General features: G+C 35.6%; 20 protein-coding genes and 3 pseudogenes. 22 read left to right on the forward strand and 1 reads right to left on the reverse strand.

Annotation, left to right across the window (positions count from 1 at the left end):
• Positions 1 to 88 precede the first annotated feature (88 nt).
• From NST60_RS16065 to NST60_RS16150, 18 genes and pseudogenes are all read left to right on the forward strand, one after another.
• The gene (locus NST60_RS16065) at positions 89 to 1,285 is read left to right on the forward strand and encodes an MFS transporter (protein ID WP_169189115.1); all 1,197 of its coding nucleotides are present in this window, start codon (positions 89 to 91) and stop codon (positions 1,283 to 1,285) included.
• A complete protein-coding gene (locus NST60_RS16070) occupies positions 1,282 to 2,121 on the forward strand; it encodes an aldo/keto reductase (protein ID WP_341099435.1) in 840 nt (279 codons plus the stop codon). Before NST60_RS16065 ends, NST60_RS16070 begins: the two co-directional genes overlap by 4 nt.
• Before the next feature lie 508 nt (positions 2,122 to 2,629).
• Positions 2,630 to 3,076 (forward strand): ribose 5-phosphate isomerase B, encoded by a 447-nt coding sequence (gene rpiB / locus NST60_RS16075; RefSeq protein WP_016203434.1) that lies wholly within the window; start codon positions 2,630 to 2,632, stop codon positions 3,074 to 3,076.
• A 237-nt stretch (positions 3,077 to 3,313) separates the two neighbouring features.
• On the forward strand, positions 3,314 to 4,177 hold the full coding sequence (locus NST60_RS16080; RefSeq protein WP_224427647.1) for a 6-phosphofructokinase: 864 nt from the start codon (positions 3,314 to 3,316) through the stop codon (positions 4,175 to 4,177).
• Positions 4,178 to 4,253: 76 nt separating this feature from the next.
• Positions 4,254 to 6,269, forward strand: coding sequence for a transketolase (gene tkt, locus NST60_RS16085; RefSeq protein WP_016203432.1), 2,016 nt, complete (start codon positions 4,254 to 4,256; stop codon positions 6,267 to 6,269).
• A gap of 392 nt (positions 6,270 to 6,661) precedes the next feature.
• Entirely contained in the window at positions 6,662 to 8,716 is a 2,055-nt protein-coding gene (locus NST60_RS16090; protein WP_341099438.1) for a BglG family transcription antiterminator, read from the forward strand.
• A gap of 27 nt (positions 8,717 to 8,743) precedes the next feature.
• Complete coding sequence (locus NST60_RS16095; RefSeq protein WP_016203431.1) at positions 8,744 to 9,211, forward strand: PTS sugar transporter subunit IIA; 468 nt, start codon at positions 8,744 to 8,746, stop codon at positions 9,209 to 9,211.
• A gap of 16 nt (positions 9,212 to 9,227) precedes the next feature.
• Complete coding sequence (locus tag NST60_RS16100) at positions 9,228 to 9,512, forward strand: PTS sugar transporter subunit IIB (RefSeq protein WP_016203430.1); 285 nt, start codon at positions 9,228 to 9,230, stop codon at positions 9,510 to 9,512.
• 81 nt (positions 9,513 to 9,593) lie between these two features.
• Positions 9,594 to 9,878 carry a PTS sugar transporter subunit IIB gene (locus NST60_RS16105; RefSeq protein WP_016203429.1) on the forward strand — a complete coding sequence of 95 codons (285 nt, stop codon included), beginning with the start codon at positions 9,594 to 9,596 and terminating at the stop codon, positions 9,876 to 9,878.
• A gap of 139 nt (positions 9,879 to 10,017) precedes the next feature.
• Positions 10,018 to 11,289 carry a PTS galactitol transporter subunit IIC gene (locus tag NST60_RS16110; RefSeq protein ID WP_016203428.1) on the forward strand — a complete coding sequence of 424 codons (1,272 nt, stop codon included), beginning with the start codon at positions 10,018 to 10,020 and terminating at the stop codon, positions 11,287 to 11,289.
• Positions 11,290 to 11,394: 105 nt separating this feature from the next.
• Positions 11,395 to 12,426 (forward strand): zinc-binding dehydrogenase, encoded by a 1,032-nt coding sequence (locus NST60_RS16115; protein ID WP_101729314.1) that lies wholly within the window; start codon positions 11,395 to 11,397, stop codon positions 12,424 to 12,426.
• Between the two features lie 293 nt (positions 12,427 to 12,719).
• Entirely contained in the window at positions 12,720 to 13,166 is a 447-nt protein-coding gene (gene rpiB, locus NST60_RS16120) for a ribose 5-phosphate isomerase B (protein WP_341099440.1), read from the forward strand.
• 310 nt (positions 13,167 to 13,476) lie between these two features.
• Entirely contained in the window at positions 13,477 to 14,370 is an 894-nt protein-coding gene (locus NST60_RS16125) for a 6-phosphofructokinase (protein ID WP_341099442.1), read from the forward strand.
• Complete coding sequence (gene tkt, locus NST60_RS16130) at positions 14,367 to 16,382, forward strand: transketolase (protein ID WP_101729311.1); 2,016 nt, start codon at positions 14,367 to 14,369, stop codon at positions 16,380 to 16,382. The genes NST60_RS16125 and tkt (NST60_RS16130) overlap by 4 nt, the downstream gene beginning before the upstream one ends.
• 310 nt (positions 16,383 to 16,692) lie before the next feature.
• Positions 16,693 to 17,886 (forward strand): PDZ domain-containing protein, encoded by a 1,194-nt coding sequence (locus NST60_RS16135; RefSeq protein WP_169189110.1) that lies wholly within the window; start codon positions 16,693 to 16,695, stop codon positions 17,884 to 17,886.
• A gap of 754 nt (positions 17,887 to 18,640) precedes the next feature.
• Positions 18,641 to 19,078, forward strand: a pseudogene (locus NST60_RS16140) (IS5/IS1182 family transposase); the annotation flags it as partial.
• A gap of 71 nt (positions 19,079 to 19,149) precedes the next feature.
• A pseudogene (locus NST60_RS16145) lies at positions 19,150 to 20,711 on the forward strand (IS3 family transposase).
• A gap of 499 nt (positions 20,712 to 21,210) precedes the next feature.
• Positions 21,211 to 23,179, forward strand: a pseudogene (locus NST60_RS16150) (FAD-dependent oxidoreductase).
• 200 nt (positions 23,180 to 23,379) lie between these two features.
• On the opposite strand, the gene NST60_RS16155 reads toward NST60_RS16150, so the two are convergent.
• Entirely contained in the window at positions 23,380 to 23,556 is a 177-nt protein-coding gene (locus NST60_RS16155; RefSeq protein WP_016203420.1) for a hypothetical protein, read from the reverse strand.
• A 292-nt stretch (positions 23,557 to 23,848) separates the two neighbouring features.
• Between NST60_RS16155 and NST60_RS16160 the strand changes: the two genes are divergently transcribed.
• The 4 genes from NST60_RS16160 to NST60_RS16175 all read left to right on the forward strand — a co-directional run bounded on the left by NST60_RS16160 (position 23,849) and on the right by NST60_RS16175 (position 25,370).
• Complete coding sequence (locus NST60_RS16160; RefSeq protein ID WP_016203419.1) at positions 23,849 to 24,199, forward strand: hypothetical protein; 351 nt, start codon at positions 23,849 to 23,851, stop codon at positions 24,197 to 24,199.
• A gap of 49 nt (positions 24,200 to 24,248) precedes the next feature.
• Positions 24,249 to 24,512 (forward strand): metal-sensitive transcriptional regulator, encoded by a 264-nt coding sequence (locus NST60_RS16165; protein WP_016203418.1) that lies wholly within the window; start codon positions 24,249 to 24,251, stop codon positions 24,510 to 24,512.
• An 86-nt stretch (positions 24,513 to 24,598) separates the two neighbouring features.
• Positions 24,599 to 24,826 (forward strand): sulfurtransferase TusA family protein, encoded by a 228-nt coding sequence (locus NST60_RS16170; protein ID WP_016203417.1) that lies wholly within the window; start codon positions 24,599 to 24,601, stop codon positions 24,824 to 24,826.
• 64 nt (positions 24,827 to 24,890) lie between these two features.
• Positions 24,891 to 25,370, forward strand: a complete 480-nt coding sequence (locus NST60_RS16175; RefSeq protein ID WP_016203416.1) for a DsrE/DsrF/DrsH-like family protein — start codon at positions 24,891 to 24,893, stop codon at positions 25,368 to 25,370.
• The last annotated feature ends 42 nt before the right edge of the window (positions 25,371 to 25,412 follow it).

Consider the following 25,412-nt stretch of genomic DNA (forward strand, 5'->3'; position numbering starts at 1 on the left):
TCATAATAACACTTGCCGGTTAAAATGCAAGATAAGAAAAAAACTACCACTAGTGGTTAACGATATATTTAATAGGAGGAAAAGAAAATTGAAGCATAGAAAGAATACTTTCGCTTTAATTGCATTAGCTATTAGTGCTTTTGCGATTGGGACTACGGAATTTATAAGTGTTGGTTTACTTCCATTAATAGCGGAAGATTTTCATATAGGGATTACAACAGCGGGATTAACCGTTTCTATTTATGCACTCGGCGTCACCATCGGAGCACCAGTTTTGACAGCTATTACTTCAAATTTTTCACGAAAATCACTATTATTGTGGATCATGATTGTTTTTATTATCGGCAATAGTATAGCTGCATTTGCACCAAATATCACAATCTTACTGATTGCACGTATTGTATCAGCTTTTGCTCACGGTATATTTATGTCAATTGGTTCAACCATAGCAGCAGATTTAGTAGAAAAAGAAAAAAGAGCAAGTGCAATCTCTATTATGTTCTCCGGATTAACCGTTGCAACCGTAACGGGAGTTCCATTTGGGACATTTATCGGACAACACTTTGGATGGAGATTGGCATTTATCATCATTGTTATTATTGGAATTATTGCGTTTATCGCAAATGGTGTACTTATACCAAGTAACTTATCTAAGGGCGGCCGTGCAACCTTTAAAGACCAATTGCGGTTAATTACAAACGCTCGACTTTTAATGCTCTTTTTAATTACGGCATTAGGATATGGTGGAACTTTTGTCGTTTTCACTTATCTTTCTCCATTGCTGCATGAAATAACAGGATTTCAGCAAAATACGGTAGCAGGAATTTTATTATTGTATGGCGTGGCAATTGCGATTGGGAACATGATTGGTGGCAAGCTATCTAATAAAAATCCGCTACAGGCATTATTTTATATGTTTATCGTTCAAGCAATGGTACTGTTCATTTTATCTTTTACGCTGCCATTTAAAGTAATTGGCTTAATAAGCATTCTTTTTATGGGATTATTGGCGTTTATGAATGTTCCGGGATTGCAGGTTTACGTAGTAATGCTTGCAGAACGCTATGTACCAAGTGCGGTAGATGTTGCTTCTGCTGTTAATATTGCTGCCTTTAATGCAGGAATTGCTATCGGTTCTTATTTAGGAGGAATAGTAACCAATTCACTAGGACTAATCCATACTTCTTGGGTTGGCGGAATAATGGTTGTCGCTGCTATCTTCCTAACAGGTTTCAGTTTAGTTTTAGAAAAAAATTCATTACAAAAAGGAGTTTTAACACGATGAAAAACTTACAAGATACAGTTAATTTAACAAACGGAGTAAAGATGCCTTGGTTAGGATTAGGCGTATTTAAGGTGGAAGAAGGTCAAATACTCGTTGATGCTGTAAGCTCTGCGATTAAAAATGGCTATCACAGCATTGATACGGCAGCTATTTATGGGAATGAAGCTGGAGTTGGTGAAGGAATAAAAAAAGGAATGCAAGAAGCAGGAGTTGCGAGAGAAGACTTGTTTATTACTTCAAAAGTATGGACAGACGATTTAGGCTATGAAGAGACACTAAAAGCTTATGAAGTAAGTCTAGAAAAATTGGGACTAGATTATTTAGATTTATACCTTATTCATTGGCCAAAAGAAGGCAAATATAAAGAAGCATGGAGAGCATTAGAAACACTATACAAAGCGGGGAAAGTAAGAGCGATTGGGGTAAGTAATTTTCAAATCCATCATTTAGAGGAATTAATGAAAGATGCAGAAATGAAACCAATGATCAATCAAATTGAATTGCATCCACGCCTAACGCAGAAAGAATTAATTGCTTATTGTGTGAGTCTTGGAATTCAAGTAGAAGCATGGTCTCCATTAATGCAAGGCCAATTATTAGATCAGCCTGAATTAGTAGAGATTGCTACAAAGTATCAGAAATCTGTTGCGCAAGTAATTATTCGATGGGATTTGCAAAATGGTATTGTTACGATTCCGAAATCCGTGAAAGAGCACCGTATAATCGAAAATGGAAATGTATTTGATTTTACTTTAACAAAAGAAGAAATGGATAAGATCGATGCATTAAACATGGATCAACGAGTTGGTCCAGATCCAGATAATTTTGATTTTTAATATATGCTTTATCTTTTAATCAAGTAGCAGAAAAAGAGGATGGACATAACTAAATAGATACTCTGTAAAGACGAACAATATCGAATTAGCTAGTAAATAGCGGCTGCTTTCGCATACTTTTACAAGAGGAAATATAATTAGTTGGAAAAACAGAGCAGCCGGAATACACGAAGGCGCCACGGGGATTAGCGCGAGCCCCACGGAAAGTGAAGTGTATTCCGGCTGCGGGGAATCGCACTAAACTACATGGAAACATCCTTTAAAAAACGAATAAAAAACCAAACAATTATACGGAACTTTGATTAGCATCTTCGTATAATTGTTCGGAATTATCCTTGGCTGGAATACTTTTGTCCCAGCCTTTTCATTTTTCCATAAAGACTGTTAAACATCACTACTACTATTAAAAATTAATAAGTTTTCACTTGAAACCGAATACAAATGGTTGCTTTTATGATAGAATACATCTGAAAAAGAACCATCATAACTAGGAAGGATGGATAAGTTTATGAAAATAGCAATAGCTAGTGATCATGGCGGATATCAGCTAAAAGAAGCGGTAAAAGCACATCTACTTAAAACTGGCTTGGAAGTAGAGGATTTTGGTTGTCATAGTCGGGAAAGTGTAGATTTTCCAGATTACGCCAAAAATGTTGGCGAATCTATTGTGAATGGAGCGAACCAATTAGGGATTTTGTGCTGTGGAACGGGGATTGGTATGAGTATTGCTGCAAATAAAATCACTGGAATACGTGCCGCGGTTGTCGGAGATGTGTTCTCAGCTAAAGCAACAAGAGAACATAATGATAGCAATATCCTTTGTTTAGGAGAAAGAGTTACTGGTGAAGGATTAGCATGCTTAATTGTAGATACGTGGTTAAGCGCAGAATTTCTAGGTGGAAGACATACTAATAGAATTAATGGAATTAAAGAATTAGAATCATATTATTGTTAATAGTAGGACAAATTGACCTCCTATTTATCAAATGAAACATATTATAACTTGTACGTACCATTAATAGGTTATACTAAATATGTATGGTTTATTCTTTGAAAGTTGTATGGTATAATGGTTTTGGAAAAATATATCATTGAGAAGAAAAGGTAAAAAAATACTTTTTCTTCAAAAATCATGGACATTTTTCTGTATATTATTAGTTACGTATAGCTTATGTAAAAGTTAGGGGGTAAGATGTTGAAGGTTGGTGTGATTGTCTTAGGTTGTGTGCCTTCAGGGGTAAAACAAATTCTTCATCGATTATATGAGGAGTTAACTTCTATGCATCAACTATTTGGACTTGAAATAGACAGAGAATCAGGTGAAGTCACTTATACGGAATTGAAAGAAGTTAGTGATGCACCATATTTAAGCCATGCTATCTTAAAGGTAAGCTCTACACCAGTAAACTATCAGTGGAATCAAGCACTTGCTCCAATGGATATGACAGTTGTAATTGGGGATGCGCATGCCAAAGAAATATGGCAAACTTCTATAGCCAATAAAGAAGCCATTCGTACTTTATTTGTTCCAGTTTCCATTTACAATAACCTGAAAGGAAATGACTGGACTTTAGGGTATGATACAGCACTTAACAGTATTACTCAGAATGTGTTAAAAGTTCAGGATACCATTCATTCTCTTAAATATGATAAACCAAGATTATTTGGTTTTTCGATAGAGGGGAATCCGTCGACCAATATGTTGCAGGACATCTCTCTTGCAGTGGATGGGAACTATTTAGCAGTAGATTACGAGGAAGAAGAAATTACCGCCTTATGTGACGCAATAATGAAGAGGTATACATATATAAAAACTTCTAATGTCTTAATATACAGCGAAACTTCAAAAGAGGTAATCCAAAATTCCGTGATTAGTAAGCTTGATGTAGATTGGAAATATACAGAAATTGATGAAGCATTATGCATGGGAGTAAACCCAACAGCCATCGATCGAATCCTTGCAAACGAACTAGCAGATGAAGTATTAAGATGGATAAAAAATAATTGTTTAACAGGTGAACTCGCCGTTCAAAAGGATGGAATTCAATTTAAATAAACCCCTAAGCCTAAGTTAATAAAGCCATTCAATAGTTTAGGTTTAGCATTAAATAAATCAAAAAAGGATGAGGAAAATGAGTAATCAAGTAAAAACAAATATTGAACAATTAGCAATTAATACGATTCGTACTTTATCAATCGACGCTATTGAAAAATCAAATTCTGGTCACCCAGGAATGCCGATGGGGGCAGCTCCAATGGCATATACACTATGGGCAAAAGAAATGAATCATAATCCAGCTAACCCTAACTGGTTCAACCGTGACCGCTTTGTGTTATCAGCAGGACATGGTTCTATGCTTCTATATAGCTTGTTACATTTATTCAATTATGGTGTTTCAATTGATGATTTAAAGAACTTCCGTCAATGGGGAAGCAAAACTCCAGGTCATCCAGAATTCGGACATACACCAGGTGTTGAAGCAACTACTGGTCCATTAGGACAAGGTATTGCAATGGCAGTTGGGATGGCAATGGCAGAAAGACATTTAGCAGAAACATATAATAAAGAAAACTATCCAGTGGTAGACCACTATACGTACAGCATTTGTGGTGATGGTGATTTAATGGAAGGTGTATCTGCAGAAGCTGCTTCACTTGCAGGTCACTTAAAATTGGGCAGATTAGTAGTTTTATATGATTCAAATGATATTTCTTTAGATGGAGATTTAAATCTTTCATTCTCTGAGAGTGTCCAAAAACGTTTTGAAGCATATGGATGGGAAGTTATTCGCGTCGAAGATGGCAATGACTTAACAGAAATTCAAGCAGCAATTTCGCAAGCAAAAAAATCAGATGTGCCAACATTAATCGAAGTGAAAACAGTAATTGGTTATGGTTCTCCAAATAAAGGTGGAAAATCAGCATCACACGGTGCACCACTAGGAGTTTCTGAAACACAATTAGCGAAACAAACATATGGTTGGTCATATGAAGAGGCATTCCATGTTCCAACAGAAGTTTCTGAGCACTATACAGCATTAGCGCAAGAAGGGGCAGATAAAGAAAAAGCTTGGAACGAATTATATGAAGGCTATAAAGCTGCTTATCCAGAGCTAGCAACTCAATTAGAAACAGCTATCAAAGGCGAGCTACCTGAAGGTTTACAAGAGAGTTTACCTGAATTTAACGCTGGGGATTCTATGGCAACAAGAGACTCTTCTGGTAAAACAATTCAAGCTATTGCTAGTGCGGTACCTTCTTTCTTTGGCGGATCTGCAGACCTTGCTGGTTCAAACAAAACATTAATAACTAGTGAGAAGAACTTTGCGATTGATGGCTATGCTGGCAGAAATATTTGGTTTGGTGTACGTGAATTTGCTATGGGAGCAGCGCTAAATGGTTTAGCACTTCATGGTGGTGTGAAAGTATTTGGAGCAACATTCTTCGTATTCTCTGATTATTTACGTCCAGCAATCCGTTTAGCAGCATTGATGAAATTACCAGTAACGTATGTATTCACACATGATAGTATCGCAGTTGGTGAAGATGGTCCAACTCATGAGCCAGTTGAGCAACTAGCTTCTCTACGAGCAATGCCAGGACTTTCTATCATTCGTCCAGCAGACGCAAAAGAAACAGCTGCTGCATGGCAACTTGCTGTAGAAAGCACAGATACACCGACAGCTCTTGTATTAACACGTCAAAACTTGCCAACATTAGACTTAACAAAAGCAGAAGCATATGAAGGTGTGAAAAAAGGTGCTTACACTGTTTCAACTGGTAAAGAAGCAGCTCAAGCATTAATCTTAGCATCTGGTTCTGAAGTATCTCTTGCAATGAACGCACAAGCAGCGTTAGCAGAAGAAGGAATTTCAGTAAATGTGGTAAGTATGCCAAGCTGGGATCGTTTTGAAAAACAATCTGCTGAATACAAAGAAAGTGTATTACCAGAAAGTGTTCAAGCACGTGTTGCAATTGAAGCTGGTGCATCTCTTGGTTGGAGAGAATACATTGGTTCTAAAGGAGAGCATATTACGATTGATCATTTCGGTGCATCTGCTCCTGCAGATAAACTTTTCCAAGAGTATGGATTTACGGTAGAAAATGTAGTTGCGAAAGTAAAATCTTCTATCGCAAAAACAAAATAATCAAGGGAAATGTACTTGGTGAAAAGAAAGAAGCTAATGACCATCAAAGATGGTTATTAGCTTCTTTTTTGTGCAGGAGAATTTAAAGAAAGGATCTATAAAAATGTTATTAAATAAATTTTGTCTTAGTAGCAGGTGTCAATTTTAGCGATAGTTTAGCTGGAAAAAGTAGATAAATACAGTCAAAATAAGTAATATGCTTATAGAGATTTATACATAGTTTTATCAAATTTGGCAACAATTCCTTCAGCAAAAAAAATAGAGAAGGGAAAGCTGTTTGTGCAAGTTAATCACTTAGTGACACAATTCACAAACTAGTTATGGAAATGAAAACGGATACAATATCTTTTTCATCCATGCTACAATGAAATCAAGTTAAGAGGTGATAGATAATGTATCTTGACGAAAGAAGTAATATTTTATTAAAGGAAGTATTAAGCAATCCTGATACTTCCAACATAAAGCTAGAGAAAAAATTTCACCTATCAAGAAGACAAGTTAGTTACAGTTTTCAGAAGATCAATGATTGGCTAGAATCGAATAATTATCCTGCTATTAAAAGAACAAATGGCGGAAAGTTCATTATTAGTCCAGTCATTATGGAGTTATTCGCTGAAAAGACAGATGAACAAGCGGATAAGCATTATATCCCATCTGAAACAGAAAGAGCTCAATTTATTCTATTGTATATTATCAGTAGCGATGATGAGCTGTCCTTACTTCATTTTACTAGTGCCTTAGGGGTAAGTAAAAATACGATTCTTCGGGATATGAAAACAGTTCAGCAAATGATTGAGCCTTATGAACTTGAGGTTAGTTATTCAAGAATGAAAGGTTATGAGTTAAAAGGGAAGGAATGGAATGTTCGTAAACTATTAGTGGAAGTACTAGAAAATATCTTATCTATATATAATGGCGAAATATATATTCAAAAGTTTATCAATGTACCTAAAGATAATTTGATTACGATAAAAGAAAGACTAGCAGAAGTCGAATGTAGTTTAAATCTCCAATTCATTGATGAACGAATTAACTTATTGCCATATATTTTAGCTGTAATATTAAAGCGTATACAAAAAGGAAAAGTAATCCAGGATTTTTACCATATTGATTATCGTTCCTTATCTGATACGAAAGAATTTATTGCAGCTGAGATTTTGATTAAAGATATTAAACATATTCCGAAAGAAGAACATCTGTTTATGACCTTGCAGCTGTTAACATCCAAGATATTATCAGCACAATTCTTAGCTGATCACCAAATCCCGGAGTTAACGAAAGCTTTGGAAACATTTCTTCATACTTTTGAGTACAAAGCATGTATTGCATTTAAGGATAAAGCGGCATTACTTGAAAGGTTAGTACTTCATATGAAGCCTGCTTATTACCGAATGAAATACAATCTATCGACGAATTACACAATGATGGAAAAAGTAAGCGAAGAATTCGAAACGATTCATTTTATTGTAAAGGATTCGATTGCTCCAGTAGAAGAATATATAGGATGTCCAATACCAGAAAGTGAATTAATGTTCATCACTATTTTTGTTGGAGGACATTTAATTAGCTCAGGAGAAACCATTCAGAAGAAGAAGAAAGCAGTTGTTGTTTGTCCTAACGGTGTATCTATCTCGCGTCTAATGGAAAGCACCCTACGTGAATTATTTCCTGAATTTTATTTTCATCAAGCTTTATCGATTCGGGAGTTTCACCAACTCAATTATCAAGTTGATATTATTTTTTCACCAGTACCATTACAAACGGATACAAAGCAATTTGTTATCAATCGGATACTATCAGACTTTGAAAAAGTTCAACTTAGACAGAGGGTACTTAGAGAAATATTTGACTTAAATACAAGTGTAATAAATATTGAGCAATTAATGGGGAAAATCGCGAAATATGCGTCTATAAAGGATAAAGAATCTTTGAGAGATGCGTTGCAAGAACATTTTACTATTACGACAACCAGTGAAACTCAGGAGCCAATGACAAAAACGGATTTATCGCTCGCATCTTTACTAACTCCTGAAATGATTACAGTGGTACAAAGCGTAGAAGACTGGCAGCAAGGAATACAAATAGCAGCTGGTCAGCTATTGAAAAATGGAAGCATCACAGAAAATTATGTAGAAGAAATGTTGAAACAGTATCCAGCAATGGTTCAACATATCGTATTAAGAAATGTGATTGCCATTCCTCATGCTGATCCTGAAGCTGGCGTAAATAGAGTCGGCATGAGCTTATTAAAAATAGAAGATGGTATCCCATTTAATGAGAAGGTTAGAGTCCATTTTATCGTAGTGCTTGCATCTACAGATAAGCATAAACATCTTTACGCGCTAAGACAGCTTATGAGCATATCAAAAAATGGCGAAGAAATCAGTAATCTAAAGATCAGCAAAAATCCAGAGCAATTATATGAAATTATCAAAAAATATTCTTAAAGTTAAGTGAAAGTGGAGGAGTTTAAAATGGCAGTTGCTTCATTTATTAAAGAAAGCTTAGTGAACGTCGGATTAAAGGTGGAAAATCAAGATCAGCTTTTTAATGCAATGTTTGAAAAGGCATATGAGCAGGGTTTTGTAAAAGAAACATTCCTACCAAAAATTAAGGAGAGAGAATCGATCTTCCCAACAGGACTAAGTGTCAATGAGTATAGTATCGCTATCCCTCATACTGATCCGGAGCATGTAGTGGAGCAATTTATCGCTGTTTCAGTTTTAGAAAAACCCGTATCCTTTCATTTAATGGAAGATAACACAAAAACAACGGAAGTTCAGGCGGTATTGATGCTTGGCCTGAATCAGCCACATAGTCAAATTGAAGTTCTACAAGAATTAATGCAGGTAATCCAAGTAGAAGATCATTTAGAAAAGCTTATTCATGCGAAGGATAAATCAGATATAACAGCATTATTTCAAAGTATTAACGTTTCCTGAAAGGGTGGTGAGTAAATTGAACAGGCAAACAATACTGGTTGCTTGTGGCGCAGGGATTGCTACATCGACTGTTGTTCTTGATCATTTAGAAGAATTAGTTGAACGAGAAAATCTAAAGGTGGAGCTTGTTCAATGCAAAATAGCAGAAGTTGCTAGTTTACAGTCTAATGCAGATTTAATCGTTTCGAGCACAATATTACCAACAAAATATTCGATTCCGGCTCTTAGTGCAACCGCTTATATTAGTGGGATAGGAATGGAAGAATTAGACAAAGAAATTTTAAGTTATTTAAAAAAATAATGAAATGCATAAAAGGTTAGATAGCAAAAAAATGAATTGCTTCTATATAGATATTACGAAAATTGAAGGGAGATTATTAAAATGAAAAAAGGTAAAATTCTTGTAGCTTGTGGAGCTGGTATTGCAACATCAACAGTAGTATGTAACCGTGTAGAAAATTTGGTGAAAGATAATAACTTAAACGCTGAAGTAGTTCAATGTAAAATAGCAGAGGTTTCTTCACTTCAAGCAGATGCAGATTTAATTGTATCAACAACAATCCTTCCAAAACAATATGATATTCCTGCTATTGTAGCAACTGGTTATATTAGTGGAATCGGTATGGAGCAAATTGATCAGCAAATTCTTGGTCATTTTAAAAAGTAATTTCTTAAAAAGGGTTACATCCTAGAAGAACATCTTGCCAAAAAGTAGAGGCGGGGAAACCTGCCTACTACAATCCCTTTCCAAAAGTGGTGTATAGGATACACAAATATAAATAACATATGATGAGAGGAGATTCAAAATGGGTCAACTTTTAGATGGAGTACAGTACGTCCTAAGTTTAGGACCAACCGTTATCTTGCCAATTGCCATACTTATTATTGGACTTATTTTTCGTACAGGATTCAAAAAGGCATTTCGTTCAGGTTTAACAATTGGAATTGGTTTTGTCGGCATTAACTTAGTTATTGGAGTTCTAACAGGCAGCTTAGGGCCAGCTGCACAAGCAATGGTTGAAAGATTTGGCTTGAATTTACACGTAATTGATGCTGGTTGGCCAGCGGCGGCAGCAGGTGCTTGGGCATCACCAGTTGCAGCAATTCTTTTACCGATTTGTTTGGGCGTAAACTTATTAATGATTTTCTTAAAATTAACAAAAACATTAAATGTAGATATTTGGAATTACTGGCATTTTATCGCCGCTGGTGCAACTGGTTATATTTTAACAAATAGCTGGATATTTGCAATCCTTTGTGCGGTAGTTTATGAAGTAATTGTATTAATTATTGCAGATAAAACACAGCCAATGGTTGAAAAATTTTACGGTTTACCAGGTATTACATTTCCAACAGCTTCAACAGCATCATTTGCACCACTTGGTATTTTAATAGGTTTATTGATTGAAAAAATCCCAGGACTTCAAAAGATAAAAGCAGATCCGGATGTTATTCAAAAAAGAATGGGTATTTTCGGAGAGCCTATGATGATGGGCTTTATCTTAGGAATTGTCATTGGTATTTTAGCTGGTTACAACGTAGGCGACGTATTCCAAGTTGGTATTTCAATGGGTGCCGTTATGCTATTGTTACCGCGTATGGTTAAGATCTTAATGGAAGGTTTATTACCAATTTCTGAAGCTGCACGTGAGTATTTAAGAAAACGTTATGCTGGCAGAGAATTATATATTGGTCTAGATGCAGCATTAGCTGTAGGACATCCAGCAGTTATGGCAACTGCACTTATTTTAGTACCAATTACATTGTTCTTAGCAGTAGTTCTTCCAGGTAACCAAGTGCTACCTTTTGGAGACTTAGCAACCATTCCATTTTTAGTAGCATTCATTGTTGGTTCTAGAAAAGGAAATATCATCCACTCCGTTATTGTGGGTACAATTATGATAGCGCTTTCTCTATATATGGCAACAGATTTTGCACCAGTATTTACTCAAATGCTTGCAGGTGGATCATTTGAAATGCCGGGCGGAGCTACTCAAGTATCCAATTTAGACACTGGAGGAAACTTGCTGAACTGGTTAGTTTTAAAGGTTTCTCAACTTTTCCAAGGTGTAATTTAATCCATATTTAATTGATTAAAAAGGCTATTTTCTAAAGAATGTTGTTTTCAACAGCAACAAACTTTACGGAAATAGCCATTAAAAATAACGAGGAGGATTTATGCAATGAAAGCTGTAACAAAATTAAAATCTGGCTATGATGAAATGGAGCTAGTCGATATTGATGAGCCCTCTGCTTATGATGATAAAGTAAAAATAAAAGTTGCTTATACAGGTATTTGTGGTTCGGATATCCATACTTTTAAAGGTGAATACAATAGCAAAAATACTCCTGTAGTATTGGGTCATGAATTTTCTGGTGTAGTAGTAGAAGTTGGTAAAGATGTCTCCACAGTAAAAGTCGGTGACCGAGTAACAAGTGAAACAACCTTTACAACTTGTGGAGAATGCATTTATTGCCAAGAAAAAGACTATAACCTATGTCCAAACCGAACAGGTCTTGGTACACAAGTAAATGGTAGTATGGCAGAGTATGTGATTGCTAGAGAAGAAAGTGTACATGTATTAAATGAGAATGTTAGCCTAGAAGCAGCAGCACTGACAGAGCCATTAGCTTGTTGTGTCCATGCAGCATTAGAAAAAACAACAATTGAAGAAAACGATACTGTATTAGTATTCGGTCCTGGTCCAATTGGATTGTTATTAAGCCAAGTAGTAAAAGCACAAGGTGCCTTCGTTATTTTGGCTGGAATCACAAAAGATAGAAAAAGATTAGATCTTGCAAAAGAGTTGGGCATAGATGTTGTGGTTGATCTTTTACAAGAAGATTTGAGCGAAATTGTTAATCAACATACCAATGGTTATGGCGCGGATAAAGTGTTTGATTGCTCTGGTGCTGTTCCAGCCGTAAACCAAGGTCTTGCATTAACGAAGAAAAAAGGTACTTTCGTCCAAGTAGGACTATTTGCGAATAAAACAAATGAGATTGATCAAGAATCTATCATTCAACGAGAAATTAACTATATCGGATGTCGTTCTCAAAAACCTAGCTCTTGGGATATTGCTTTGAAATTACTTGAGGATGGAAAAATTGATACCGATAAAATGATTACAAAAGTCGTATCACTTGAAGAATGGCGCAATGGTTTTGAAAAAGTAATGGCTGGTGACGAAATAAAAGTTTTAATTGAATCATAAGCACTGCAATAAGATAAAAAATACTCCTCTTACATCGTTAAAGTGGAGTATTTTTATTTGTTTACTTGGATAAATGGAAATACCAAATCACTATAGTTTACAAAAGGGTAGACAATATTGAAGATGAAAACGTATACAATAAGCTGTATTTCATGTGATAAAATGAACATGTCAAGAAGAATAATGGAATGTAATGGAAGTTAATTGTTTCATGAAATCCTCTATTGCTAGGTTTTTATTAGGTGAATAGCTTATCTAGCTAATAGAGTTGATTAATAGAAAGGATGAGGAGCATGAAGTTAGCCATTGCATGTGATCATGGTGGATTTTCATTAAAAGAAGCAGTAAAAAAATATTTATTGGAGCAAGAAATAGAAGTGGAGGATTTTGGCTGTCATAGTAGAGAAAGCGTTGATTTTCCAGACTACGCAAGAAAAGTAGGAGAATCCATTGCAGCAGGTAAAAATGAATTAGGAATTCTTTGTTGTGGGACTGGTATTGGAATGAGTATTGCAGCAAATAAAATAAAGGGAATCCGTGCCGCTGTAGTCGGTGATGTATTCTCAGCAAAGGCTACAAGAGAACATAATAATAGTAATGTCCTTTGTTTAGGAGAGAGAGTTACAGGAGAAGGATTAGCAGTATTAATAGTAGAAACATGGCTCCAAGCGGAATTTTTAGGTGGCAGACATGAAAAAAGAGTTGGAGCTATTGGCGAATTAGAGAAACATCTTTGTTGATAGAAAAGGCAGTTTTCTATAAGATTGTTGTTTTTTCAAAAGGAAAAATGAATTAGTTGGAAAAATAGAGTAGCCGGAATACATATAGACTCCAGTGGGATTATCGAGACAGTCTGAGAAGAAAGCAGGAGCGTAGCGGCTCAGCGCAAGCCCCACGGAAAGCGAAGTGTATTCCGGCTGCGGGCGATAGCAACAAACTTTACGAAAAAGCCATAGAAAAAGATAATTACAAAGATAAAAGGATGTTAAACAGCTAATGGAATAGAAATCTATGAGGCTTGATAAATAAGGATAAACAGGGGGCATCTTTGTGAAAGTAGGCATCATTATTGCGGGGGTACTACCTGCAGGAGTTAAACAAATTATTCACAAAATGTTTAATGAATTGGCTCCATGCCATCAATTGTTTGGGATTGAAGTAAAGAAAGAAACAGGAGCAGCAGACTATCTTGAATTTATTGTAAATAATGATTCTCCCTATCTTAGTGAGTCAGTGCTGAAGCCTTCAACATTATCAGTTAACGTGAGGTGGGAAGAAATTTGTGCCCCAATGGATAGTATCATTTTTATTGGTGATGCTCAGGCAAAAGAACAATGGCAGAAATCGTTAGTAAGAAGCGGAAAAATCCATTCGTTATATGTTCCTGTTTCTATATATAACGATATCGAAGGTTCTGATTGGTCTTTAGGCTATGACACGGCTATTAATAGTATTACGCAAATGATTCTAAAAGTGAAAGACACGATTCACTCCTTAAAATATGAGAAACCAAGATTATTTGGCTTTTCAATTAAAGGATCACCATCACCATCGATTAATATGCTTGAAGATATCTCGATGGCAGTAGATGGACATTTTATAGCAAATCCATTTGAACGAGAAGAAGGGGAGCTTTTATCCAATAAAATTGATGGTAGTTTTAACCATCTTCATACCTCCTCCGTATTAGTATACAGTCATACAAACAGAGAAAGAGTGAAAGAGCATTTAATTAATTATTTGAATGTGGATTGGAAATACACAGAAATTGATGAAGCACTTTGTATGGGAACAAATCCAACAACGATTGACCGAATATTAGCAAATGAAATAGCAGAAACGATTGTATTGTGGTTAAACAATCATCATCCTACAGGAGAAATAACGGTGAAAAAAGATGGCGTTCTTTACCAAAATAAAAAATATGAAGGAATGATAATATGAGTAACACAGTTGTGACAAATGTAGAAAAACTAGCAGTTAATACGATTCGTACTTTATCGATTGATGCCATTGAAAAATCAAATTCTGGTCACCCAGGAATGCCAATGGGGGCAGCTCCAATGGCTTATGCATTATGGGCAAAAGAGATGAATCATAATCCAGCTAATCCTAATTGGTTCAACCGTGACCGTTTTGTTTTATCAGCAGGACATGGTTCTATGCTTCTTTATAGCTTGTTACATCTATTTAATTATGGCGTTACTATTGATGACTTAAAGAACTTCCGTCAATGGGAAAGCAAAACCCCAGGTCATCCAGAATTTGGACATACACCAGGTGTTGAAGCAACAACTGGTCCGTTAGGACAAGGTATTGCGATGGCAGTTGGGATGGCAATGGCGGAAAGGCATTTGGCAGAAGTATATAATAAAGACAATTTCCCAGTAGTAGATCACTATACGTATAGCATTTGCGGGGACGGTGATTTAATGGAGGGAGTATCTGCTGAAGCTGCATCACTTGCAGGTCACTTAAAGTTAGGTAGATTAGTAGTATTATATGATTCCAATGATATTTCCCTAGATGGTGATTTGCATTTATCATTCTCTGAAAGTGTTCAAAAACGTTTTGAAGCTTATGGTTGGGAAGTAATTCGAGTGGAAGATGGAAATAATGTAGAGGAAATTCATAAAGCCATCACAAAAGCAAAACAATCAGACATTCCTACATTAATCGAAGTCAAAACTGTTATTGGTTATGGTTCACCAAATAAAGGTGGAAAATCTGCCTCACACGGTGCGCCGTTAGGAGCTTCTGAAACAGCGTTGGCAAAGCAAACATATGGTTGGCAATATGAAGAAGCATTCCATATTCCAACAGAAGTTTCGAAGCATTATGCGGCATTGGCTAAAGAAGGCGAAGAAAAAGAACAAGCTTGGAATGAGTTATATGAAGGATATAAAACGGCATATCCAGAATTAGCAACCCAATTAGAAGGTGCGATTAAAGGAGAGCTACCAGTTGATTTACAAGAAAAGCTACCTGAATTTAATGCTGGAGATTCTATCGCTACAAGAGACTCTTCTGGAAAAACAATTCAAGCAGCTGCGAAAGAAATCCCATTCTTATTTGGTGGATCTGCAGACCTTGCTGGTTCGAATAAAACATTAATGACTGCTGAGAAAAACTTTGCGATTGATGGCTATGCTGGCAGAAATATTTGGTTTGGTGTGCGTGAATTTGCAATGGGAGCAGCTTTAAACGGATTAGCATTGCATGGTGGAGTGAAAGTATTTGGAGCAACTTTCTTCGTATTCTCTGATTATTTACGTCCAGCCATGCGTCTAGCAGCATTAATGAAATTGCCGGTAACATATGTATTTACACATGATAGTATTGCTGTTGGAGAAGATGGTCCAACTCATGAGCCAATTGAACAATTAGCTTCACTTCGCGCTATGCCGGGACTATCGATTATTCGTCCGGCAGATGCCAAAGAAACAGCAGCAGCATGGCAACTTGCATTAGAAAGTACAAATACACCGACAGCGTTAGTATTAACACGACAAAACTTGCCAACATTATCGTTAACGAAAGCAGAAGCATATGAAGGGGTAAAAAAAGGAGCGTATACCGTTTCCGCTGCAAAAGAAGAAGCACAAGCATTAATCTTAGCAACTGGTTCAGAAGTGTCTCTTGCTATTAAAGCACAAGCAGCGTTAGCAGAAGAAGGAATTTCAGTAAATGTGGTAAGTATGCCAAGCTGGGATCGTTTTGCAGAACAGACGGAAACATACAAAGAAAGCGTCTTGCCAGAAAGTATTCAGGCTCGTGTTGCGATTGAAGCTGGTGCATCATTAGGTTGGAGAGAATATATCGGCGCAAAAGGAGAACACATTACCATTGATCATTTTGGTGCATCAGCACCAGCAGATAAACTCTTCCAAGAGTATGGATTTACCGTAGAAAATGTAGTTGTGAAAGTAAAAGCTTCAATTGCTAAAACGAATTAACAGGAAAGAGAGGTCAATAATCTTTTAAGGTTATTGGCTTTTTTGTTGAGAATAAATTACATAGGTGCTTATCCTTCATTAAAGGAAAGTAAGCCCCACTGATTGAAGGTTCACTTTATCAATTGTTCTTTTTCCATTTAATCTAGTAAACAAACAAGAAAAAGATAACAAAGAGAGAATAATTCTGCCCATAGTCTTTCTATTACCATATTAGTAGAATATAATAGATTTATAATATAAAAAGATTAAATTCCTTTACTTAGAGGAATGAATAGATTGGAAGCTTATTGTAAGGATGGGGGAAGTTTTTATGTGGCAAGATTGGTTGCTCGAACTTTTAAAAGGATTTGGTAAATTATTTTTGCATCCTGTTTTTTATTTATCGTTTTTATTTGCCGCTTTTTTAGGGGTTAATAGAGTAAAAAAAGAAAGAAGAAATTTTACGGTAAGAGCACAGAATGCTTATTTTGAATTAAAGCAAATGGTACCACTCGGGCTGATCGTAGGATTGTGTATATCCATTCTTTCTATCGGCCTTGTCTTAGTAGTTCCTATGGAATTTATAATTTATACAGGGATCTTTACGGTTGTATTAGCGCTCATTGGGAAAACAAGAATATTATCACCTGTATACACAGCTGGATTAGGAATAATAGTAAGTAGTGTTTCGATTTTCCTTGGATGGGATTATTTCTTGTTTTCTCAAAGTAATCTTCAGTCCTCTGAATATATTTTTCCAACAGCTATCATTTTATTAGGCTTCTTGATTATTTCCGAGGGAATATTTGTTCGTGGAAATGGTGTTAAAGGAACTTCACCGAGATTAAGGAAGAGTAAACGAGGTCAAGTTATCGGCGTGCATCTTTTAGAAAGAGCATGGATATTGCCAGTGTTTTTATTTGTTCCTTCTGGGATCTTATCAATTCCATTGGAATGGTGGCCAATGCTTACTGTTGGAAACCAAACATACTCTCTCATCCTAGTTCCTTTCTTGATCGGATCCAAAATGCAAGTTCAAGGAGAACACCCATTTTGGGCACTAAGAAATGTAGGACGAAATATTATTATTCTTGGTTCTATTGTAATAGTAGGAGGAGCTGCATCTTATTTCTTTCCACTTGCTTCTATTGGTTTAGTGCTAGTAGCAATTATAGGTCGTGAATGGATTACAATTAAGCAGAGAAATAAAGAAAAAAATCAGTCCTTCTATTTTTCTAGAAAAAACAATGGGGTAGTAATATTAGGAATTGTTCCAGATTCTCCTGCAGACAAAATGGGGTTGAGAATTGGAGAGATGATTTCTAAAGTAAATAGCATCCCAGTCCAAGATAAAAATCAATTATATATAGCTTTACAGAAAAATTCAGCCCATTGTAAGCTTGAGGTCTTTGATAATGATGGTGAAATTCGTTTTGTGCAAAGGGCTTTATTTGAAGGAGATCATCATGAATTAGGCTTACTGCTGATTCCGGATGAGAAAGTTCATGGGAATGAAGCGGTGTAAAAATGTGTGGTTTTCATAATTACCCGGAATGATTTGTCATAACAATTCGAATATAATTGAGTTAGTTGCATTAAAAAAAAGTTCTAGATTTGCAAAAATGTTCTTTACTGATTTAAAGAAAATACAAATAACTAAATATCTAAAGGAAAATAAATTATATAAAAAACAGAAAACCTCTGCTCATAGATGACGTAGAGGTTTTTTTATAGTTTTTTTTCTGAAAAATAAGAAGAGAGAGAATGATTTCATGTTTCTTATCCATACAAGGATGAAGTAATGTACAGCATAATTTCAAGTAATTTATCAATATATTGATAAAGTGTTTGGTGTTTTATGGATGATTGATATTAAAGAAAAATTACAGGAGTAAGGACGAGAGTTTGAATCTTACTATAAAGTTTTAGAGGTTTGTAACCTACATAAAGCACATAGGGTGTTAAAGGAGAATTTGTTAATTGGAATTTCCTATCATGTAAAATGATTGGTTATACTGACCGGGGAAAAACTAAAATTGGCATGTCTAGGCCAACAGCTTTAGCTAATTTAGTAAATAATGAAGAAATCAAGAAACTTGCACAAGATAGTGAGACGGTTTCATTGGCTGTATTAATAAAAGAATATAAAACTTAAAGTTGAAGTAGTTAAGTTATAAAGTCTCCTTAATCCTTGAAACTCTGTATGGGTGATTCAAGACTTGATTCCATGTAATAAGATCAGGTTCTTTTTAGTTCCGCACACTGAGTTTAAATTTTTTAAACGCTTTCAACTTCCAACGCTACGTTATCAAACAATGGATGCAGGTTATGATTATGAACCAATATATGAACAAATTCATCGAATGGATCACCAATCGGTTATTGCTTATAACAAGCGTAACGAGCCTGAGCCAATAGGGTTTGATATACATTTCGCACCTACTTGTTTCCGAGAACATTCGTACCGATATGATAGTTTTGATATCAAGTATGAAACACTTAAATATACACGTCCAAAGGAATGTAAAAACTGTCCGCTCGCCGATGAAGATAGTTGTCAAAAGATATATAAAGTGAAAATCACTACAGATCTACGGAAATATACAGCACCAGCTCGTGGTTCAAAAGCTTGGAAAACCATCTTTAAACGCCGAACTGCCGTGGAAAGAGTGAATGCGTATCTAAAATTATACTTTCAATTAGACAATGTTCGCTACCCCCTCTGTTAGGATAGATGTCGTAGGGAACTTTAGTGTATAGTTTAAATCATACACGGAGGTTGATCGACATGAAAAGTAATAATGGTAAACGTTATACAAAGGAAGAGAAAGCATCAATTATTAAGAGAATGATGCCCCCCACTAATGAATCGGTTGGCCAATTAAGTGAAGAGTTGGGCATTACTGAACCCACGCTTTACAAGTGGAGAAAAGAGGCTAGATCATCTGGAAACCCCACACCCGGAGATGGACAAAGTTCTGAACACTGGAGCAGTGAAGATAAGTTTCTCATAGTTATGGAAACATACTCAATGAATGGTGCGGAGCTAGCGGAGTATTGTCGAAAAAAGGGACTTTATAAAGAACAGATTGACGCATGGCGAGATTCATGCCTTAATGCAAATGGGCGAGAATCTAGTCAAACAAAGCAGTTAAATCAAGAATTAAAAGAGGAGAAAAAGCGAGGAAAGGCATTAGAGAAAGATTTGCGTAAAAAAGAAAAAGCATTGGCAGAAGCTGCAGCCTTATTACTATTAAGAAAAAAGGCCCAAGCGATCTGGGGGGACCAAGAGGACGAATGATCAGCCCGTCAGATCGCGCACTAGCAGTAGAACTCATCCAAGAAGCAAACCAAAATGGTGCGCGATTAGCCCCGGCGTGTAAAGAATTGAACATTAGCGTTCGCACCTATGAACGCTGGATTTCAGAAGGTGGAATCAAGGAGGATCAACGCCCTATTGCGTTACGTCCAGAGCCAAAAAATAAATTAACGATAGAGGAAAAACAAGAGATACTGGAGGTTGTTAAAAAAGAGGAATTTGTAGACCTACCGCCTACTCAAATCGTGCCAAAATTAGCAGATCAATGCATTTATATCGCCTCCGAATCTAGCTTTTATAGAGTTCTTCGTGAGCATAAAATGCAAAATCATCGGGGAAGAAGCAAAAAGCCCGAGGGTAGATTACCAGAAAGTCATTTAGCAGTAGCCCCAAACCAGGTATGGACATGGGATATAACGTGGTTAAAAGGGCCGGTGAAAGGCTTGTTTTATCGACTCTACTTAATTATCGATATTTTTAGTAGAAAAATCGTAGGTTGGGAGATTTGGGAGTCAGAGGAGGCAAAACACGCTGAAGATTTAATGAAGAAGACGATTATTAGTGAAAAAATCCAAGGTAAACCACTCGTTTTACATTCCGATAATGGCAGTCCCATGAAAGCCGCAACATTTCAGGTATTACTTGAAAAATTAGGGATCCAAAGCTCTTATTCAAGACCAAGAGTAAGTAATGACAATCCCTATTCTGAAGCAATGTTTCGGACTCTGAAATATCGACCTGAATTCCCGTACAGAGGCTTTGAAACACTTGAGGCTGCACGTGAATGGGCATTAAGATTTGTGAATTGGTATAACTGTATACATTTACACAGTGGTATAAATTTTGTGACGCCAGAACAATGCCACACAGGTGCGCATATTGGGATACTGAAAAAGCGCAAAGAAGTTTATGAACTAGCGAAACAAAAGCATCCAGAACGTTGGACGCGCTCAACTAGAGACTGGAGTGCACATGATTCAGTGGCTTTAAACCCAATAAAGGACAAGATAGAAAAGGATGGAACAAAATAGCCCCACTGCGACTGAGCTTGAACTACCCATTCCCTTCTCATCAAAGAACAGAATGAATTCTGTTCTTTGATGAGAAGGCCACCAAGCAAAGCGCGGTAGTTACCCTTACGTTCTTACACTAGTAAACAAGTTAAATGCGACAACTATCTTGACAAACACCGGCTACCGGACAGGAAAACGTGCTAAAGTTCACTTTGATCTAGTGACCTTAGTTTATAATGCTTCAAAATTAACTGTTGATCGACTGAACACAGCTTTGAACAATCAAAAACAAGCAGCATAATTTTTACAAATCGATGAAGCGAAATTCTGCAAAACTGTGTTTCTTTAAAATAAGGGATTATGAAATTGATTCAAATGTGAAGATATTGTGAAAGAAATCCAAATAATCTTCACAAAAGGAATTTATATTCTATAATACCCATATAGGTATAAACCTAATGGGGTATATTTAAAAATATTGATGCGAATGAAATAATAAATAGTTGGAGGGAATAACATGTCACAGAAATTCATTATCGTAGGTGGAGTTGCAGGTGGAGCCACAGCTGCAGCAAGATTAAGAAGAATAAGTGAAGATGTAGAAATTGTTCTTGTAGAAAGGGGAGAGTATATTTCATTTGCTAATTGCGGACTTCCTTATTATATTGGGGAAACAATCAAAGACAGAAGCAAATTATTAGTCCAAACTGTTAAAGGGATGTCAGATCGATTCAATTTGGACATTCGGAATTTAAGTGAAGTATTATGCGTTGATCCTAAAAATAAAAAAGTTACCATTAAGAATTTACAATCTGGGAAAGAGTATAAGGAATCCTATGACAAGTTATTATTATCACCAGGGGCTAAACCAATCATTCCACCAATTCCAGGATTAAGTGAAAATGAGGTATTATTTACATTAAGAAATATTCCAGATACAGATAAAATAAAAAAATATATTGATACCAATCATCCTAAAAAGGCGATTGTAATTGGCGGAGGATTTATTGGAATTGAAATGGCTGAAAACTTGTTAGAAAGAGGAATAGAAGTAACGATTATTGAAATGACAAAGCAAATTATGGCACCAATTGATTTAGAAATGGCTAGTATTTTACACGGAAACATAAAAGAAAAAGGTGTGAATCTAATATTAGAAAACGGGGTCCAAGCATTTGCTAATAAGGGAAAGAAAGTTATTCTCTCTGATGGAACAGAAATAGAAACCGATATGACCATTCTTTCTATAGGTGTTAAATCGGAAAATGAATTAGCTAAAGTAGCAGGACTTGAATTAGGCGAGCGTGGAGGAATTGTTGTAAATGAATACCTTCAGACTTCTAATGAAGATATTTATGCTGTCGGGGATGCAGTTGAGGTGGTAGATTATATTAGCGGGAAAAAAGCTATGATTCCACTTGCAGGGCCGGCTAACAGACAAGGCAGAATTGCGGCAAATAACATGATGGGGAAAAAGGAGAAGTATCATGGCACATTGGGAACTTCCATTGCTAAAGTATTTGATTTAACGGTTGCGGCAACTGGCAATAATGAAAAGACGCTGAAACGCTTAGGAGTTTCATATGAAGTTGTTCATATTCATCCAAGTTCTCATGCAGGGTATTACCCAGAAGCAGTACCAATTGCTTTAAAATTAATCTTTGATAAAGAAACTGGAAAAATACTTGGTGCACAAGCTATAGGAGCAGATGGAGTTGATAAACGGATTGACGTAATCGCAACAGCAATAAAAGGTGGATTAAAGGTGAATGATTTGACCAATTTAGAATTATCTTATGCTCCTCCATATTCTTCAGCAAAAGATCCTGTTAATATGGCTGGCTATGTAGCTTCTAACATAATTGAAGGTGAATTAGAAATGGTTCAGTGGCATGAAATCGATGAGATTGTTAAAGATGGAGGGTTATTGATTGATGTGCGCGAGCCAATGGAAAGGGAATTTGGATATATTAAAGGTTCCTTGAATATTCCGTTAGATGAAATAAGGAACAGATTAGATAGTCTTCCAAAAGAGCAAACAATATATGTCAGTTGTCAAGTTGGATTAAGGGGATATCTGGCAAGCAGGATATTAAAGAATAGTGGATACATTGTTAAAAATGTTGATGGAGGTTTTAAAACGTATTCCTCTGTATTTAGAAGCGTTATAAACAAAACGATTGAAACGAAAACAAATCAAATTGGGGAATCAGATACAGAACATATTGATGAAATACAGGTGAATGCTGTTGTTGATGTTACTGGTTTATCTTGCCCAATGCCGATTGTAAAACTAAAAAAAGGCGATTGAGCAGTTGGATAGCGGTCAAATATTAGAAATCCATGTGACAGATAAAGGTGCATTAAATGATCTGCCTGCATGGTCAAAAAATGCCGGACATACCCTTTTAAAAACAAAACAAGAGGAAAAAGTGATTAAATTTTGGATTGAAAAAAATGAAGAAAAATTAAAGGGAAGCATTTAACTTCTGTTTAATCAAAAATACTTTTAAAAGCATGCCTCTTGGAGTCATACTTTTTATCTTTCGTAAAATAATCTGTCAAAGTTAACAGTACGGCATTAGGGAATATAATTAATAACTAATGTTTTTGTATACTCATTCTTTGTTGGAGGATATAGTCTTAGTTCCCATAAAATTTATGATTCCTGTCATTTTAATATTTTTTAAGAAACATGATTGCTTTCAACATACGTTTCAAGAGCTGGATGATATTCTTTTTGATAATGATTATCAGGACAAGACTTTTTTACTATTGAATTCATAAAAGCTGTTTTATCCGTTACTAACGTTTTCTTACATTCAGGGCACTTTTCGCTAAATAAAGTTTTAAATAAACTCATAATGGCACCTCCACAATAACCTTAAAATCATATTGTAATACTTGGTATTATAAATGAGTAATTAAAAAAACTCAATGGATTGAAATCCAAAAGTTAAAATAATAGGAGGTAATAACAGCAATTATACTTATTCGATATTATCAAGGTTTTCAAATGCTTGTGCTCTTGAGTAAGAAGATGTCCAGTGATTAAGTAATAAAAACAAAAAGGAGTGTTGACAAAATACCTATTGGGGTATAATATAGATTTTGTCAGTTATTCCTGCCTCTTTCATTTAGGAGGAAAGATTCATATGACTATTGCTATTTTAAGTTTTATCATTATTGGTTACTTTATCTTTAGAAGGAATATCCCAATAATTGGGGTTCCACAAATAAATAAAAAAGATATTGAATTAAGTATGTTGAATGTTGTAGATATAAGAGATTATAATGTTTCTTATAAAAGCCCTATACAAGGTGCGATTAACATTCCAGTTTCTTATATAAATAGGCATTACACAGATATATCAAAAAGCGATCTGATTGTAGTAGCTTCGAATCGCTTGGAAAAGAATGTAGGAATTCGTTTATTAAGCCAAAAAGGTTTCAAGATAGTTGGATATATCCTTTTTGATGAGTATGAAATGGGAGAACATAGGTAACGATAGGAGACAAGTTAAAAAGTAATTATTTGTTAAGGAGGATAATCATATGGAGTACAATGAGCAAATGAAAAATAGAGTAAAACGTATTGAAGGCCAACTTAGAGGAATTTTAAGGATGATGGAAGAAAACAAAGACTGTAAGGATGTTATAACTCAGCTATCTGCAACACGTGCTGCTATTGATCGGACAATTGGTGTTGTGGTTAGTTCTAATTTAGTAGAGTGTGTGCGCAATGCAGAAGAAAGTGGAGAAAAAAACACAGAAGATTTAGTAAAAGAAGCTGTAAATCTGCTTGTGAAAAGTAGATAAAAATAAAAGGGTTGACACCCACTTTTATTTTTATTACTATTATACCCATAGGGGTAAATGTAAATGATGAAAGGAGAGTTAATAGAATGAATATAGATAAATTGTTAGATACAAAAGGATTAGCATGTCCAATGCCAATTGTAAAAACAAAGAAGGCAATAAACGAATTAACTGCTGGTCAAGTATTAGAAATCCATACTACTGATAAAGGTGCAAAGAACGATCTCACTGCTTGGGCAAAATCGGGTGGACATAAGCTACTAAAATATGAAGAAGCGAATGATGTATTAAAGTTTTGGATTAAAAAAGGTTAAAATTTTTTTGTTTATAAATATACCCATACAGGTAAGGGTGACTGATACATGAGGAGGAACTACAATGACAGAAAAGAAAAAAACAACGATTGTATTATTTAGTGGCGATTATGATAAAGCGATGGCAGCTTATATCATTGCGAACGGGGCAGCAGCGTATGATCATGAAGTAACCATTTTTCACACATTTTGGGGACTAAATGCCTTGCGAAAAGATGCAGATATTCAAGTGAAAAAAGGCTTCATGGAAAAAATATTTGGTAGAATGATGCCAAAAGGTGCAGATAAAATGGGGCTGTCAAAAATGAACTTTGCTGGTTTTGGTCCTAAAATGATTAAAAATGTGATTAAAAAACACAATGCAATGCCACTTCCAGATTTAATCGAAATGGCAAGAGAACAAGATATAAAGCTTGTTGCCTGTACGATGACAATGGATTTATTAGGACTTCAAAAAGAAGAACTGTTGGATAATATTGAATATGCAGGTGTTGCTGCTTATTTGGGTGATGCAGAAGATGGAAATGTAAACCTATTTATCTAAATCAGTAGGGGATTCTTCCCTGCATAAAAGGGAGAGATAATC

Source organism: Niallia sp. FSL W8-1348, from assembly GCF_038006745.1.
Lineage (GTDB): Bacteria > Bacillota > Bacilli > Bacillales > Cytobacillaceae > Niallia > Niallia alba.